The organism is Streptomyces sp. NPDC005141 (assembly GCF_053599975.1).
The window spans coordinates 94,586-111,274 of the sequence record NZ_JBSFYW010000026.1 but is presented as its reverse complement, the minus strand read 5'-3'; the positions used below and the strand labels follow the sequence as shown (position 1 = coordinate 111,274).

Annotated in this window: 12 protein-coding genes; 3 read left to right on the top strand and 9 right to left on the bottom strand. The window is 71.5% G+C overall.

Going from position 1 to position 16,689, the window contains the following annotated elements:
- From ACWD68_RS21685 to rsmI, 8 genes are all read right to left on the bottom strand, one after another.
- The coding region (locus tag ACWD68_RS21685; RefSeq protein ID WP_451808055.1) for an outer membrane protein assembly factor BamB family protein at positions 1-1,633 on the bottom strand (1,633 nt) is incomplete at its 3' end.
- A 414-nt stretch (positions 1,634-2,047) separates the two neighbouring features.
- Positions 2,048-3,853, bottom strand: a complete 1,806-nt coding sequence (locus ACWD68_RS21680) for an ABC-F family ATP-binding cassette domain-containing protein (RefSeq protein ID WP_451808054.1) — start codon at positions 3,851-3,853, stop codon at positions 2,048-2,050.
- Between the two features lie 92 nt (positions 3,854-3,945).
- Positions 3,946-4,848 carry a 4-(cytidine 5'-diphospho)-2-C-methyl-D-erythritol kinase gene (locus ACWD68_RS21675; protein ID WP_451808053.1) on the bottom strand — a complete coding sequence of 301 codons (903 nt, stop codon included), beginning with the start codon at positions 4,846-4,848 and terminating at the stop codon, positions 3,946-3,948.
- The gene (rsmA, locus tag ACWD68_RS21670; protein ID WP_451808052.1) at positions 4,845-5,792 is read right to left on the bottom strand and encodes a 16S rRNA (adenine(1518)-N(6)/adenine(1519)-N(6))-dimethyltransferase RsmA; all 948 of its coding nucleotides are present in this window, start codon (positions 5,790-5,792) and stop codon (positions 4,845-4,847) included. Before rsmA ends, ACWD68_RS21675 begins: the two co-directional genes overlap by 4 nt.
- Before the next feature lie 26 nt (positions 5,793-5,818).
- Positions 5,819-7,486: a ubiquitin-like domain-containing protein gene (locus ACWD68_RS21665; protein ID WP_451808060.1), complete on the bottom strand. Its 1,668-nt coding sequence runs from the start codon at positions 7,484-7,486 to the stop codon at positions 5,819-5,821.
- Between the two features lie 325 nt (positions 7,487-7,811).
- Positions 7,812-8,702: a TatD family hydrolase gene (locus ACWD68_RS21660; RefSeq protein WP_451808051.1), complete on the bottom strand. Its 891-nt coding sequence runs from the start codon at positions 8,700-8,702 to the stop codon at positions 7,812-7,814.
- Positions 8,703-8,918: 216 nt separating this feature from the next.
- Positions 8,919-9,392 carry a hypothetical protein gene (locus ACWD68_RS21655; RefSeq protein ID WP_451808050.1) on the bottom strand — a complete coding sequence of 158 codons (474 nt, stop codon included), beginning with the start codon at positions 9,390-9,392 and terminating at the stop codon, positions 8,919-8,921.
- Between the two features lie 229 nt (positions 9,393-9,621).
- Positions 9,622-10,479, bottom strand: coding sequence for a 16S rRNA (cytidine(1402)-2'-O)-methyltransferase (gene rsmI / locus ACWD68_RS21650; RefSeq protein ID WP_451808049.1), 858 nt, complete (start codon positions 10,477-10,479; stop codon positions 9,622-9,624).
- Between the two features lie 95 nt (positions 10,480-10,574).
- Between rsmI and ACWD68_RS21645 the strand changes: the two genes are divergently transcribed.
- Complete coding sequence (locus tag ACWD68_RS21645; RefSeq protein WP_451808048.1) at positions 10,575-12,317, top strand: dolichyl-phosphate-mannose--protein mannosyltransferase; 1,743 nt, start codon at positions 10,575-10,577, stop codon at positions 12,315-12,317.
- 78 nt (positions 12,318-12,395) lie between these two features.
- On the opposite strand, the gene ACWD68_RS21640 is transcribed toward ACWD68_RS21645, so the two are convergent.
- Complete coding sequence (locus ACWD68_RS21640; protein ID WP_451808047.1) at positions 12,396-12,905, bottom strand: DUF1269 domain-containing protein; 510 nt, start codon at positions 12,903-12,905, stop codon at positions 12,396-12,398.
- Positions 12,906-13,260: 355 nt separating this feature from the next.
- Here ACWD68_RS21640 and ACWD68_RS21635 point away from each other — a divergent pair, with 355 nt between their 5' ends.
- Both ACWD68_RS21635 and ACWD68_RS21630 read left to right on the top strand, forming a co-directional pair.
- Entirely contained in the window at positions 13,261-14,892 is a 1,632-nt protein-coding gene (locus ACWD68_RS21635; RefSeq protein WP_451808046.1) for a penicillin-binding transpeptidase domain-containing protein, read from the top strand.
- 106 nt (positions 14,893-14,998) lie between these two features.
- A complete protein-coding gene (locus ACWD68_RS21630; protein WP_451808045.1) occupies positions 14,999-16,669 on the top strand; it encodes a penicillin-binding transpeptidase domain-containing protein in 1,671 nt (556 codons plus the stop codon).
- The last annotated feature ends 20 nt before the right edge of the window (positions 16,670-16,689 follow it).

The window sequence follows — 16,689 nt, the reverse complement described above, 5'->3', positions numbered from 1 at the left end:
TCTTCAGCGGCATCATCGCGGCGTCCACGGGGGACTTGACGCGCCACTTCTCCTTGCCCGTCGCCAGGTCGAACGCGACGATCTCGTTGGCTCCGGTCTTCTCGTCGGTCGGCAGGTAGAGCGTGTCGGTGTCGGCCACCGCGCCGAAGCAGCCGGTCAGGTCGCGGCTGAGGATCGCGAAGCCGCACTCGGGCGCGAAGCCGTCGTCGCTCTTGAGCTGCGAGCGCAGGTCGCCGTTGTCCTTCAGCGTGGTGACGTTGACCGTCTTCTTCTTCTCGTTGGTCATGTAGATCACGACCGGGTCCACGGAGTAGGCGCGCTCGACGCGCCACCCCTTGGGGATCTTCGTCGTCCACTTGGCCTTGCCGGTGGCCGGGTCCAGTTCCTGCACCTCGTCGTGCTCGGTGTCGCCGCCGACTCCGCAGGACGAGACGGCCACCAGCTTGGAGCCGCCCGCGAATCCCGCCGGGTAGCAACTGGCGCCGTACTTCTCCTTGTCCCACAGCTTCTTGCCGCTGGAGACGTCGTACCCCGTTCCCGACATCGAGCGGCCGACAGTCAACGTGTCACCACTGATGGACAGGTCGATCGAGATCGCGCTGTCGAACAGGGCGCCGTCCTCGACCTTCGCGGTCCAGCCCTTGGCGCCGGTGTTCAGGTCGATCTGCTGGAGCTGGTTGCATTTGGCGCTGCTGCTGGAGCCGCTCATGTACGCGATGACGACCTTGTCGTCGGCCGTCTTCTGCGGGGTGACCGCGCAGATCTTCTGCGGGAACGTCAGCGCGTCCCACGCGGGCTTGCCGTCCCCGACGTCGAAGGCGAAGAGCTGCTTGTACGCCGCCTTCACCGCTGCCTTGTCGGTGACCCACAGGCCGGGGGCGTCGGCGCCGGAACCGGGCGCGTCGGGCGCCGACTTGTACCAGAGCACCTTCGCCTCGCCCGCCTTGCGGCCCGCGTTCAGGTTCTCCTCGTCCTCACCGCCGTCACCGCTGCCGTCACCGGGGTTGACCGGATCGTCCGACGCGGACGCCTTCGGGCTCTCGCTCGGGCTCTCCTTCGCGACGGGCTTCTTCCCGTCGTCACCCCCGCTGGTGACGGCCCATACGGTGCCGCCGACGACGATCAGTCCGGCCACCGCCGCGGCGATGACGAGCGCGGGCCGGCCCTTGAACGGGTTCTTCGAGCCCCCGCCCGGACCGCCGGGCGGCGGGGTGCCGGGCGCGCCCGGGTACGGCGCCTGGGACGGATACCCGTACCCCGGCTGCTGCTGCCCGTATCCGTACGGCCCTGGCTGGCCGTAGGGGCCCGGCTGCTGCGGCTGACCGTACGGACCCGGCTGGGCGTAGGGGCCGGGCTGCTGGGGGTATCCGTAGCCGGGCTGCGGGGCCCCGGCGGGCGGAGTGGGCTGGGGCGGGCCCGCGGGCGGAGGGGGCGTGCCCTGCGGCGCGGGAGGCGTGTTGGGGGGCGTGCCCTGGGAACGCGGGTCCTGTGACGCGCCCTGCGGTGCGCCTTGAGGCGCGCCGAAACCACCCTGCGACCGCGGGTCCTGCGGCTCGTTCGCACCGCCCGTCGGCGGCTGGTCCTGCGGTGCTCCGAAACCGCCCTGCGGCGGCTGATTCGGCGGCTGACTCATCAGCGCTTCCCCCTCTTCACTGATGTGGCGCCCCACCGGGGGCGCTGGATGCGCGCCGCTCCGGGTGGTTCTCAGACTGTTCTCAGACGGCTCTTTCTATCACTTGAGGGGGCGCGGGCAGGGGGCCGGTGCGCGCCCTGTTCCCAAGGGAGGACCGGGCTGTGATGCCGTCGTTACGCGCCTTCACGCGCCCTTCACGCCGGGCGCGCACGGTGCTTTCATCGCCGCGACGGGTGCCGTGACGAGGGGCGCGTCCTGAAACACCGGAGCGTCGAGCGGGGAGCGCACGCCCTCCTGACGGGCCGTGCGCACCCCCTGGGCGCGCCCGGTGAGCGCCCTCACGAACTCCCGCTCGGGGTAACCGCGTTCCGGCGAGGACACCCCGCCGGGGAGGGGTGTGTGCGCCCCTCCCCGTCAGGCGTCCTCCGCCAGCTCCAGCCAGCTCATTTCCAGTTCCTCGCGCTCCCCGGCCAACTCGCGCAACTCGGAGTCGAGTTGGGCGACCTTTCCGAAGTCGGTCGCGTTGTCGGCGATCTGCGCGTGCAGCTTGGTCTCCTTCTCGGAGATCTTGTCCAGCCGGCGCTCGATCTTCTGGAGTTCCTTCTTGGCGGCGCGGGCGTCGGCGGAGGAAGCGGCCTTGACCGGGGCGGGGGCGGCGGCGAGCACGGCGGCCGCGGCCACCTCCTCCATCTTCCGGCGCCGCTCCAGGTACTCGTCGATCCCGCGCGGGAGCATCCGCAGGGTGCCGTCGCCGAGGAGTGCGAACACGTTGTCCGTGGTGCGCTCGATGAAGAACCGGTCGTGGGAGATCACGATCATGGAGCCGGGCCAGCCGTCGAGGAGGTCCTCGAGCTGGGTGAGGGTCTCGATGTCGAGGTCGTTGGTGGGCTCGTCGAGGAAGAGGACGTTGGGCTCGTCCATCAGCAGGCGCAGCAGCTGGAGCCGCCGGCGCTCACCACCGCTGAGGTCCCCGACCGGCGTCCACTGCTTCTCCTTGTTGAAGCCGAACGTCTCGCACAGCTGCCCCGCGGTCAACTCGCGCCCCTTGCCGAGGTCGACGCGGTCGCGGACCGCCTGGACGGCCTGCAGGACCCGCCAGGTGGGGTCGAGTTCGGCGACCTCCTGGGAGAGGTAGGCGAGCTTGACGGTCTTGCCGGTGACGATCCGGCCGGCGACGGGCTGCTGTTCACCCTCGCTGCGGGCGGCCTCGGCCATGGCCTTCAGCAGGGAGGTCTTGCCCGCGCCGTTCACACCGACGAGACCGACGCGGTCGCCGGGGCCGAGCTGCCAGGTCAGGTGCTTGAGCAGCACCTTGGGCCCGGCCTGCACGGTCACGTCCTCCAGTTCGAAGACGGTCCTGCCGAGCCGCGTACCGGCGAACTTCATGAGCTCGCTCTTGTCGCGGGGCGGCGGCACGTCGGCGATCAGCTCGTTGGCGGCCTCGACGCGGAAGCGCGGCTTGGAGGTCCGGGCGGGTGCTCCGCGCCGCAGCCACGCCAGCTCCTTGCGGACCAGGTTCTGCCGCTTGACCTCTTCGGTCGCGGCGATGCGCTCGCGCTCGGCCCGGGCGAACACGTAGTCGGAGTAGCCGCCCTCGTACTCGTACACCGCGCCCTTCTGCACGTCCCACATCTGGGTGCAGACCTGGTCGAGGAACCACCGGTCGTGCGTCACGCAGACCAGCGCGGAGCGGCGCTCGCGCAGGTGCTTGGCGAGCCAGGCGATGCCTTCGACGTCCAGATGGTTGGTGGGCTCGTCGAGGATGATCAGGTCCTGCTCCTCGATGAGGAGCTTCGCGAGGGCGATACGGCGCCGCTCGCCACCGGAGAGCGGGCCGATCACGGTGTCGAGTCCCTGCGGGAACCCGGGCAGGTCGAGACCGCCGAAGAGACCCGTCAGTACGTCCCTGATCTTGGCGTTGCCCGCCCACTCGTGGTCGGCCATGTCACGGATGACCTCGTGGCGGACGGTGGCCGTGGGGTCGAGCGAGTCGTGCTGGGTCAGCACGCCGACATGCAGGCCGCCGGAGTGCGTGACGCGGCCGGTGTCCGGCTCTTCCAGCTTGGCGAGCATGCGGATCAGGGTGGTCTTGCCGTCGCCGTTCCGGCCGACCACGCCGATCCGGTCCCCCTCGCTGACGCCGAGGGAGACTCCGTCGAGCAGTGCACGGGTGCCGTACACCTTGCTGACGGACTCGACATTGACCAGGTTGACGGCCATTTCTCTCCTGAACAAGGGGGACGATCGACCCTCAAGGGTAGTCCGCGCGGTGGGTGTCCCCGGCCGCGAGTTCTTCGCCCCTCCGCTCCGGGTCAGGCGAGCACGGTCGCGCCCGGCGCCGGGGACTCCGTGACGCGGACCGCCCGGCACGTACCCGAAGCCAGCAGCCCCTCCGCGATCGTCGCCGCGGACCCCGCGTCCGCGGCGAGGAACGCCGTGGTCGGGCCCGAGCCGGAGACGAGCGCGGCGAGGGCGCCGGCCGCGCGGCCCGCCGCGAGGGCGCCGGCGAGGGCCGGGAAGAGGGAGAGGGCCGCGGGCTGGAGGTCGTTGGAGACGGTGCGCGCGAGGGCCCCCGCGTCCCCCTTCGCCAGCGCGTCCAGCAGGTCCTGCGAGGCGACCGGCTCCGGGACGCGTACGCCCTCGTTCATCCGGTCGAACTCCCGGAAGACCGCCGGGGTCGACAGCCCGCGCTCGGCCATCGCGAAGACCCAGTGGAAGGTCCCGCCGACCTCCAGGGCACGCAACCGCTCACCGCGCCCGGTGCCGAGCGCCGACCCGCCCACCAGGGAGAACGGCACATCGCTGCCCAATTCGGCGCAGATCTCGAGGAGCTCGTCGCGCGAGGCGTTCGTGCCCCACAGCGCGTCGCAGGCGAGCAGCGCGCCCGCGCCGTCCGCGCTGCCGCCGGCCATGCCGCCGGCGACGGGGATGTCCTTGGCGATGTGGAGGTGGACGGCGGGGTCGATGCCGTACCGGCGGGCCAGTTCGAGGGCCGCGCGGGCCGCGAGGTTCGTCCGGTCGAGAGGCACCTGGCCGGCGTCCGGGCCCGCGCAGCTGACGCGCAGCTCGTCGGCCGCGGTGACCGTGACCTCGTCGTACAGGCCGACCGCGAGGAACACGTTGGCCAGGTCGTGGAAGCCGTCGGGGCGTGCGCCACCGACGGCGAGCTGGACGTTGACCTTGGCAGGGACGCGTACCGTCACCGTCTCCGTCACGGCTGGGTCGACTCCTCGTGCTCGGCGTTCTCGGCGTGCTCGGGGCGGTACCGGCGGGCGTTCCTGGTGTCCGCGCCCCTCGCCTCGCCGCGGTTCTCCGCGATCCGGGCGAACTCCTCGACCGTCAGGGACTCGCCGCGTGCCTGCGGGGAGACACCGGCGGCGACGAGCGCGGCCTCGGCGGCGGGAGCCGAACCGGCCCATCCGGCGAGGGCGGCGCGCAGGGTCTTGCGGCGCTGTGCGAAGGCCGCGTCCACCGCCGCGAACACGTCGTTCTTCGCCGCGGTCGTGGAGATCGGCTCGGCACGCCGGGTGAGCGCCACGAGCCCGCTGTCGACGTTGGGGGCCGGCCAGAAGACGTTGCGTCCGATGGATCCGGCCCGCTTCACCTCGGCGTACCAGTTCGCCTTCACGGACGGCACGCCGTACACCTTCGAACCGGGCGCCGCGGCGAGCCGGTCGGCGACCTCCGCCTGGACCATCACGAGGGTGCGCTCGATGGTCGGGAAGGTGTCGAGCATGTGCAGCAGGACGGGCACGGCGACGTTGTACGGGAGATTCGCGACCAGCGCGGTCGGGGGCGGGCCCGGCAGCTCCTGGACGTGCATCGCGTCCGAGTGCACGAGCGCGAACCGGTCGGCCCGGTCCGGCATGCGCGCCGCCACCGTCGCGGGGAGCGCGCTCGCGAGGACGTCGTCGATCTCGACGGCGACGACCCGGTCCGCCGTCTCCAGCAGGGCCAGGGTCAGCGAGCCGAGGCCGGGCCCCACCTCCACGACCACGTCGTCGGGCCGCACCTGGGCGGTCCGCACGATGCGGCGCACCGTGTTCGCGTCGATCACAAAGTTCTGGCCGCGCTGCTTGGTGGGCCGTACGCCGAGGGCTGCCGCGAGTTCGCGGATGTCGGCGGGGCCCAGGAGGGCGTCGGGGGTGGGGCTGGTCACGAGGCAAGGGTACGGGGGGACGCGGGTCAGCCGTGCAGCCGTGGTCCGCAGTGCGGCCAGGGACTCGCTCCGCGCCGCATATACAGCTTCTTCGCCCGGAGGGTCTGTTCCGCGGCCGGGGCGTCCTGGGGGCGCCCGCTGCCGCCCAGGGCGTGCCAGGTGTGGGTGTCGAACTGGTAGAGGCCGCCGTACGTGCCGGACGGGTCCACCGCGCCGGGACGGCCGCCCGACTCGCACGCGGCGAGGCCGGACCAGTCCAGGTGGTCGGCGCCGTCGACGGACACGGGACGGGGCTTCGTACCGACCCTGACCAGCTGGGCCTGCGGCTGCCGCGCCACCTCGGCCCGGACGCGGCGCGGCCTCTGCTTGACGCCGTTGACGGTCCGCAGGGTGTACGTGACGCGCAACGCTCCGAAGCGACCGGGGCGTTCGACGACCTCGATGCCCTTGAACAGCGAGGAGTCGTCAGTCCGCCGCACCTCGAACGGGATCGGCTCCTCGCGGACCTCTCTGGTCCCGGTGACGCGCAGGACGGTGACCGTCTGCCCGTCGCGCGGGAAGCTCCCGGCCGGCACGGAGGTCGTGTCCTGCCCGTGCAGGGTGATCCCGGCCTCCTCGATGGCCTCCCCGACGCTCGCGGCGTTCGTGCGGAGCGTCCGCGCCCGGCCGTCGGCCATGATCGTGACCGTGCGCTCGGTCCGCACGTCGAGCGCCAGGCCCTGGCGTCCGATCGGCTGGGAGCGCGAGGTGGACACGTAGGCGCCCTCGGCGCGCACCCCCAGCTGTCCGAGCGCTCCCTCGACGGTGTGCGCGGTCGTCCACACCCTGCGCCGGTCTCCGTCGAGCGTGAGGTGAACCGGGCGCCCGTAGCGCACCGCGACCTCGTCCCCGCTGGCGAGGGGCGTGCCGGGGGTGGGCGCGACGACGTCGTGCGGCCCCACCTTCACGCCTTCGTCGGCGAGCAGTTCCGTCACGTCGTCCGCGAAGGTGTGCAGCGTGCGCGGCCTGCCGTCGACGCTGAGCTCGATCGCCTTGTCATTGGCGACGAAGGCGGAGGTGCCACCGGCCAGGAAGGCCACGACCAGAGCCTGCGGGAGCAGCCGGCGCAGGACGTCCGGGCGCTCGGTGGTGCGTTTGCGGCGGGCCGCGCGACGCGCCTCGGCCCGTCCGCCGGTCGCGCGCACACCGTCACGCCCGTCCGTGCCGACGGTGCTCCCGGCATCCCCGTACGCCGCACGCGCCCCTGGCACACCTCCCGCACCGCCCCCGCCGCCCGGGCCACCAGGACCTCGTACGCCGCCCACACCGCCCGCGGAAGCCGTGACGACCACGCTGTCTGCCAACTGGCGCGGGAGGCGGGGCTCGGTCGGCGCATCGGGCGAGCCGGGCACACGGCGCACTCCGTACGCACCGCGCGCACCGAGTGCTCCAGGTACACCGGGTACTCCTGGCGCGGGGGGCGCGTCAGGCACGGCGGGCTCGGGCGGGCGCTCCTCGTACGCCGGGCGGTAGGGGTCCGGGTGGTCCTGGCCGTACGGCTCGTAGCGCGCGTGGTCCGCGTGTCCGGAGTACGCCCGGTAGCCGGAGTACGCCTCGTAGCCGGAGTACGCCTGGTAGCCCGAGTGCTCCTCGTAGCCGGAACGCTCCTCGTACGCCGCCGCCGTCAGACCTGCCGCACCGGTCGCACCCGGCATACGGACCACGCCGTGCCCATCGAGCCCGTCGAGCCCGTCGGGCACAGCCGGCGCGTCCGGTGCGGCGGGCGCACCGGACACGGGGGCGACGCCGGTGAGACCGACGACGACCGTGGTGGCTTCGGAGCCACCGGTCGGTCCATACGTCTCGTACTGCTCGTACCGCGAGCTGCTCACGACGACACGCTCCAGGGGTCCGGATCGGGCGACCAGAACCTAGCGGAGCGGTCGTCACTCTCCCAAGCAACGCGGCTACGCTGTGTCGCGACACTCCCCTGCGAGAGACGCTCGTTCGACCAGGGAGAACCCCGGGGACCGCTATGGGTCAGTAATCGAAGGCACGCGCGGTGTTGGCGGACAGCGAGGTCGCCAGCGTGTCTTCGTCGATGCCGCGCACCGCGGCCATGGCGCGCACCGTGACCGGAATGAGATACGGCGCGTTGGGCCGTCCGCGGTACGGCGCGGGGGTCAGGAAGGGCGCGTCGGTCTCGACGAGGACGAGTTCGAGCGGGGCCACGGCCAGCGCGTCGCGCAGGGGCTGGGCGTTCTTGAAGGTCATGTTGCCGGCGAAGGACATGAAGTAGCCGGCGCGGGCGCAGATCTCGGCCATGTCGGCGTCGCCGGAGTAGCAGTGGAAGACGGTCCGCTCGGGGGCGCCCTCCTCCTTGAGCACGCGCAGGACGTCGGTGTGGGCGTCGCGGTCGTGGATGACCAGGGCCTTGCCGTGCCGCTTGGCGATCTCGATGTGGGCGCGGAACGAGCGCTCCTGCGCCTCCTTGCCCTCGGGGCCGGTGCGGAAGTAGTCCAGACCGGTCTCGCCGACGCCCTTGACCTGCGGGAGGGCGGCGAGACGGTCGATCTCCGCGAGTGCCTCGTCCAGCGCGGCGTCACCACCCGGCTGCCGGGCCCCCTGCCGGGACCAGCCGTCGGGGTCGCCGTGGACGATACGGGGCGCTTCGTTGGGGTGCAGGGCGACGGTGGCGTGGACTGCGTCGTACGCGGCCGCCGTCTCGGCCGCCCAGCGGGAGCCGTTCACGTCGCAGCCGACCTGGACGACCGTCGTCACACCGACCGACGCGGCCTTGGCGAGGCCCTCCTCGACCGTGCCGGACTGCATGTCGAGGTGGGTGTGCGAGTCGGCGACGGGAACACGCAGGGGCTCGGGGAGCGGGGGCGCGGCGTTCTTGTCGGGGGCGGCGGAAGCGGAGGAAGGCATGCCCCGATCCTACGAAGGGGGCATGCCCGGCCTCACCTCGCGGGGAACCGGGAGGCCGTCCCGCCGACCGACGGACGATCGCGTCACGCCGGTCCACCGGTCCCGCGAGGCGAACCGGCCCGCCTCACGAACCGGCCGGCTTCACGAACCGGCCGGCTTCACGAACCGGCCGGCTTCACGAACCGGCCGGCTTCACGAACCGGCCCGCCTTGCGGATCAGCCCGCCTTGCGGTGCTGGAACGGGTGCAGGAGGTCCGAGAGATGCCAGTGGTGCGGCTCCTCGGGGGTGTCGGAGGACTCGGCCGGGGCGGCCTCCCCGGGGAGGGCGCCGGGCTGCCGAGGCGCTACCGGGCGAGGTCGCCGGTGCGTCATGGAGTGCATGGAGTCGAGAACGGAGGACACCTGACCGGCACGCATGATGCGCACCACGTGGCTGTCGCAGTTCAGGCAGGTGGGCCGGCTGAGCGGCGACGGCACGACATGCCCGTTCGCCACGTACATCACGAACTCGCCACCTTCCGCGTCACGGTGGTGCTCGATGTCGTACGACTGTTCCCAGCCGTGCCCGCAGCGCATGCAGGCGAAGGAATACGATTCGTGAACTACGGCCGTCGCCGCGCTGCGATGCCCGGTCCGTTCGGTGACCTGACCAGCGGCGATACCGCCGGTCTGTCCTGTGATCTCACTCATGCCAGCTCCTCTTGTCCGCTGGACAAGCGCCCTCGTCGACGGAACTCCCCCCTGAATTCCATCGATTCGCCGAAGGCGAGGGACGGGTGCGTCCCTTCCTCCAGTGGACGCTTCTCCCGGCGCGAACGCATCAGGCCTGTCGAGTGTTGGAGCCGTCTTGGCCTTTCCTTGTCGGAAGGACCCTCCTACCCGGCCTGAGCTTTGCTTTTCACGATAGTCCTTTGCCCTTCTATGGGGCGCTTCGTGCGGCGTTCTTTGCCGCGACGACCGCATCGAAGACGTCCCGCTTGGGAATTCCGGCCTCCGCGGCGACGGCGGCGATCGCCTCCTTGCGCCGCTCCCCCGCCTCCTCGCGCACCCGCACCCTGCGCACCAGCTCGTCGGCGTCCAGTTCCTCGGCGCCCTTGTCGGGGGCGCCCTCGACGACGACGGTGATCTCACCGCGGACACCCTCGGCGGCCCAGGCGGCCAGCTCGCCCAGCGGGCCGCGCTTGACCTCCTCGTACGTCTTGGTCAGCTCGCGGCAGACGGCGGCGCGGCGCTGGGTGCCGAAGACCTCGGCCATGGCGGCGAGGGTGTCGTCGAGCCGGTGGGGCGCTTCGAAATAGACCAGCGTCCGGCGCTCCTCGGCGACCTCCCGCAGCCGGGACAGCCGCTCGCCCGCCTTCCGGGGCAGGAAGCCCTCGAAGCAGAAGCGGTCGACGGGCAGGCCGGACAGCGCGAGCGCGGTGAGCACGGCGGACGGGCCCGGTACGGCGGTGACCTTGATGTCCTTCTCGACCGCGGCCGCGACCAGCCGGTAGCCGGGGTCCGACACGGACGGCATCCCGGCGTCGGTGACCAGCAGCACCCGCGCCCCGCCGGCCAGCGCCTCGACGAGTTCGGGGGTCCGGGCGGCCTCGTTCCCCTCGAAGTACGACACGACGCGTCCCGTCGGCTGGACACCCAGGGACTGGGTGAGCCTGCGGAGCCTGCGGGTGTCCTCGGCGGCGATCACATCGGCCCCGGTCAGTTCCGCGGCGAGCCGTGGCGGAGCGTCGGAGACGTCGCCGATGGGGGTGCCTGCCAACACAAGGATTCCTGTCACGGTTCCATCCTCGCAGGGGCGCGGCCCGGCAAGCTCATCCGACCGGAAGGGCCCAGGCACGGGACTCCCACAGACCTGTTCCCTACGATGGCGCGGTGACCAGTACCGCGTCCTCCACGGACACCCGGCAGGGCCAGGCCGCCGATGAGCAGCGGCCGTCGTGGCAGCAGCGGCTGCGCCGATTCGGCTACACGGCGCCGCCCAGAAGTGATGTGCGCGACCGGCTCGTACCGCCGTACCCCGAACCCGGCCCCCGGATCTGGGCCGCTCTCGGGCTGCGCCGGGAGGTCGCCGACCGGTTCAACCGCTGGTCGGGCTGGGGCGGCCCGCTCCTGGTGACCCTGCTCGCCGGGCTGATGCGGTTCTGGAACCTGGGCAGCCCGAAGGCGGTGATATTCGACGAGACGTACTACGCGAAGGACGCCTGGGCGCTCATCCACCGCGGATACGAGGTGAACTGGGCGAAGGACGCCAACGACCTGATCCTCCATGGCAACGGCAATGTGCGGATCCCGACCGACGCCGCCTATGTCGTGCATCCGCCGGTCGGCAAGTACGTCATCGGGCTCGGCGAATGGATGTTCGGGTTCAACCCCTTCGGCTGGCGGTTCATGACGGCGCTGCTCGGCACGCTGTCGGTGCTGCTGCTGTGCCGGATCGGACGGCGGTTGTTCCGTTCGACGTTCCTCGGCTGTCTCGCGGGCACGCTGATGGCGGTGGACGGTCTGCACTTCGTGATGAGCCGCACCTCGCTGCTCGACGGTGTGCTCATGTTCTTCGTGCTGGCGGCCTTCGGCGCCCTGGTCGTCGACCGCGACAAGGCGCGGGCCAGGCTGGCGGCGGCGCTGCCCGCCGACGCGGACGGCGTCGTCCATCCCGATCCGCAGGTCGCCGAGACCACCCGCCTGGGATGGCGGCCCTGGCGCTGGGTGGCGGGCCTCATGCTGGGCCTGGCCATCGGCACCAAATGGAACGGGCTGTACATCCTCGCGGCGTTCTGTGTGATGACGGTCCTGTGGGACGTGGCCTCGCGCCGGGTGGCGGGCGCGCGACGGCCGCACCTGGCGGTGCTCAAGCACGACCTCGGCTGGGCGTTCCTGTCGACGGTCCCGGTAGCCGTGTACGTGTACCTGGTCTCCTGGACCGGCTGGATCCTTTCGCCCACCGACGGTTCCGGCGGCTACTTCCGCAACTGGGCCGCGACGGACGGCAAGGGCGGCACCTGGTCCTGGCTGTTCCCCGACTGGTGGCGCAGCCTGTGGCACTACGAGCACGAGGTCTACCAGTTCCACGTCGGGCTGTCGTCGCCGCACACCTACCAGTCCAACCCGTGGAGCTGGCTCGTCCTCGGCCGCCCGGTCTCGTACTTCTACGAGTCCCCGCTGCCCGGCAAGGACGGCTGCCCCGCCGACGCGGGCGACAAGTGCGCCCGTGAGGTGCTGGCGCTCGGCACGCCGCTGCTGTGGTGGGCCGCCTGCTTCGCGATCCTCTACGTGCTGTGGCGCTGGGCCTTCCGCCGCGACTGGCGGGCGGGCGCGATCGCCTGCGCCATCGTGGCCGGCTACCTGCCCTGGTTCATGTACCAGGAGCGCACGATCTTCTTCTTCTACGCCGTCGTCTTCGTGCCGTTCCTCTGTCTCGCCGTCACGATGATGATCGGCGCGATCCTCGGCCCACCCGGCTCCGGAGAACGCCGCCGGGTCGTCGGCGCCGCGGGAGCGGGCGTCCTGGTCCTGCTGATCGCCTGGAACTTCATCTACTTCTGGCCCATCTACACCGGCACCGCGATCCCCATCGACCAATGGAGATCCCGGATGTGGCTGGACACCTGGGTCTAGCCGGACGGGACACACCGAGGGGGGGCGCGGCAGTCTGCCGCGCCCCCCTCGGCCGTAGTCGGCTGTCGGCGGCCGTCGTCAGGCGACCTCGCCGGCCGCCTGCTGAACGGCCTTGTCGATGTCGCTCGCGCTCACGTCGAGCTCCTTGGCGATCTGCTTCTCGGCCTTCAGCTCGGCCTTCTCCAGGGCTTGCGAGAGCGTGCTCGCACCGACGATGACGAGGGCGGCTTCTCCCTCGTCGATGATCTCGCCGAACTCCTTGACGTCCGCCCGCGACATGCCCCGCCACAGGTGGCCGCCCACACCTCCCACGGCCGCGCCGACGAGGGCGGTGCCGATGAGCGCCGGCGGGAACAGCAGGCCGACGACCGCCCCGGCGGCGGCTCCGCCCCACGCCCCGTGCCGCGTGGCCGTCTCGTCCTTGTTCACGTGGACCTTGCCGGCCTCGTCCTTGGTGACCACGGAGGCGTCGTAGGTGCCGACCGCACCGGCCGAGTGGAGGTCCTTGACGATGTCGTAGCCGGCTCGCGCCGCGGCTTCGCTCGGATAGGTGCCGATGTAGATGAAGACTGCGTCGGGCTTGGCCATGACGTTTCTCCCCTCTGCGCTCGCCGTGCTCGGCAGGCCACGGCGCATGGGTGCGGCCGTCCGCACCGACCGTGACAGACGGACGGCCACCGACTCGCTCGTGCCTTCATGCTGGGTGCTCCCCGCGAGGGCTGCATCCGGTCACGCGATCACGACCCGGGGCGGGGCGGAGGGCCACGAAGGGTCGCGATCCCCATCGGTGAACGATGTTCATACACATGACTCGATGCATAGGGCTAACGATTCGGCGAAGGTCTGCACCATGAGCCCCACCCGCGCCTACAGTGCGAGGTGGACCAGCTTTTCTGAACGCGTTCAGAAGTTCGGGGAAGGGTTCACGGGGAGGGATCGCGCGATGCGCAAGGGGGCAAAAGCTGCCGTCATCGGCAGTGTGTTCGCCGTGATGGTGGGCGGCGCCGGGTACGGCGCCTACAACGTGGTGACCTCGATCAGCGGGGACGGCGGGGGTGGCCGCGCCGACGGGCCCGCTCCGGTGGAGACCGGGCCGCCGAGCCGCACCGAGATCAAGGAGACCAGCCGCGCGTTCTTCGCGGCCTGGGAGAAGGGCGACGCCGCCAAGGCCGCCGCCTACACGAACTACGCGTCGAACGCCGAGGGACTGCTCGCCGGCTATCACGACGACGCGCACCTCACCGACGTGAGGATCACGCCGGGCGCGCCGTCCGGGGCGACCGTGCCGTTCTCGGTCAAGGCGAAGGTGTCCTACGACGGGAAGAGCAAGCCCTTCTCGTACGACTCCGAACTGACCGTCGTCCGGGGAGAGACCACCGGGAAGGCGCTGGTCGCCTGGAAGCCGTCCGTCGTGCACCCGGAGCTGCAGGACGGGGACACCCTGGTCACGGGCGAGTCGGCGAGCCCGGCGATCGAGGCCGTGGACCGGAACAACGTTGTCCTGACGAAGAAGAAGTACCCGTCCCTGGGGCCCATCCTGGACGCGCTCCGCGAGAAGTACGGCGACACGGCGGGCGGCTCGCCCGGCATCGAGCTGGCGATCCGGCACGGGGGCGAGCAGGGCGGCGACACCACCCTGGTAACCCTCGCCAAGGGGCGGGCCGGCAAGGTCCGTACGACACTCGGCGCGAGTGCGCAGGCCGCCGCCGAGAAGGCGGTCGCGGGGTACGCCGAGTCCTCCGTGGTGGCGGTGAAGCCGAGCACCGGCGAGGTGCTGGCCGTCGCCAACCACCGCCGGGACGGCTTCAACGCGGCCTTCCTCGGCAAGCTCGCGCCCGGCTCCACGATGAAGATCATCAGCGCGGCGACCCTCATCGACAACGGCATCACGACGGCGAACGGTCCCGCGCCCTGCACGGACACCGGTGTCTGGCAGAGCCAGACCTTCCACAACCTCACCGGCATGAAGCCGCAGGAGAACGCCACGCTCTCCGACAGCTTCGCGCGTTCGTGCAACACCGCGTTCGTGAACTACGCGGACGAGGTGAAGGTCGACTCGCTGACCAACGAGGCCCAGCAGCGCTTCGGGCTCGGGCAGGACAACTGGAAGACCGGCATCGCGTCCTTCGACGGTTCGGTGCCCGCCTCCGGCGGCCCGGACACGGCGGCCAACATGATCGGCCAGGGGCAGGTGCAGATGAGTCCGCTCAACATGGCGTCGGTGACGGCGACCGCGATGACGGGCGTCTTCCGGCAGCCGGTCATCGTGCCGCGCTCCGTCGACGACCGTGAACTGGCCACCGCGAAGGGTCTGTCCAGCGGTACGGTCGCGCAGCTGCGCGCGATGATGAACCGCACGGCCGTCAGCGGCACCGCGGCCCCGGTGATGGCCAAGCTCGGCGGCTCCATCGGCGCCAAGACCGGCTCCGCCGAGGTCGACGGCCAGGCCGTGTCCAACAGCTGGTTCACGGGATACCGGAACGACATCGCGGCCGCCGCCATGACCCAGGAGGGCGGCCACGGCGGGGACGCGGCCGGTCCGATCGTCGCAGCTGTGCTACGAACGGGCGGCTGAGGTCGCCCCGCACAGAACGGGACCCTAGGGTGGTGCCTCTCGTTGAGGAGCGAGAGGCACGGGGGTGTGTCACGAGGCATCAGGGGTCGGCGGAGGGCTGAAAGCTGTGGGCAAGAGAAGGCGCGTGGCCGAGCGGCGGAAGACGAAGCAGCCCGCCGTACTCGGCGGGGTGATCGCCGTTGCCGTCGTCGGCGGGGCGTTCGGTGCCTACAGCCTGTACGGCAGTGGCGCGGCGGCCGACGAGGGGACCACGGCCACCACCCGCAAGGCCGTCAAGACGGGCCCGCTGTCGGCGGCCGAGATCCGCATGGCGTCCTCCGCCTTCCTCACCGCCTGGCAGAGCGGCGACGTCACCGCGGCCGCCGCCGCCACCGACGACTCGACGGCCGCCGCGACCACGCTGACCGGCTACGGCAAGGACGCCCACATCACCGGCGTGACCCTGACCCGGGGCAAGCCGTCGGGCGCCGACATCCCCTTCGGCGTCAAAGCCACCGTCACCTACAAGGGCAGGACCGAGCCGCTGACGTACACGTCGAAGATGACGGTCGTGCGCCGGGCGAAGGACGGCGTGGCGCTGGTCGCCTGGAAGCCGTCCGTCGTCCACCCGGACCTCCAGGACGGCGACCGGCTGGTGACCGGAGCGTCGGGGACGCCGCCGGTCACCGCGCTCGACAGCAAGGGCGGTGAGCTGACCGCCGCCAGGTACCCCTCCCTGGGGACGGTCCTCGACGGACTGCGCGAGAAGTACGGCAAGACGGCCGGCGGCAAGGCGGGCATCGAGCTGCGCGTGATCCGCAAGGCCGCGAAGAAGGGCACCCAGAAGACCCCCGACAAGACCCTGGTGACGCTCAGCAAGGGCACCCCGGGCACCGTGAAGACGACGCTCAGCGCGACCCTCCAGGCGGAGGCGGAGCGCCAGGTGGCCGCCAAGGAGAAGGCGTCCGTGGTCCTGATGCGCCCCTCGACGGGCGAGATCCTCGCCGTCGCGAACAGCGGCCACGGCTTCAACACCGCCTTCCAGGGCTCCCTCGCGCCCGGCTCCACGATGAAGGTCATCACCGCGTCGCTGCTCTTCGACAAGGGTCTGGCCTCGGCCGACAAGGAGCACCCCTGCCCCAAGACGGCGACGTACGGCGGGTGGAAGTTCCACAACGACGACGACTTCGAGATCAAGAACGGCACGTTCAAGGCGAGCTTCGCGCGGTCCTGCAACACGGCCTTCATCACGCAGGCGAAGAAGCTGGAGAACGACGACCTGACCAAGCAGGCCCAGCAGGTCTTCGGCCTGAGCCGGAACAACTGGGCCGTCGGCGTGCCGTCGTTCGACGGCGCGGTGCCGGTGCAGAGTGCCGCGCAGATGGCGGCGTCGCTGATGGGCCAGGGCGGGGTCCGCATGAGCCCGCTGAACATGGCGTCCGTCGCCTCCACCGTCAAGTCCGGCACCTTCCACCAGCCGTACCTGGTGGCCCCCTCGGTCGACCACCGCACCCTGGCCACGGCGTCCCGCACCCTGTCCGCGTCCACGCTCTCCCAGCTGCGCGAGGTCATGCAGTACACGGCCGCCGCCGGCACCGCCGCCGAGGCCATGTCCGGTCTCGGCCCCGACTACGGCGCCAAGACCGGCTCCGCCGAGGTCGACAACCAGAAGAAGCCGAACGGCTGGTTCACGGCGTGGAAGGGCGACCTGGCGGCGGCGGGTGTCGTCCAGCAGGGCGGCCACGGAGGCAGCACGGCGGGACCGATCGTGGCGGCACTGCTGAAGGCGGGCGGCTAGGGCCTGTCCGGCCCCGGGGA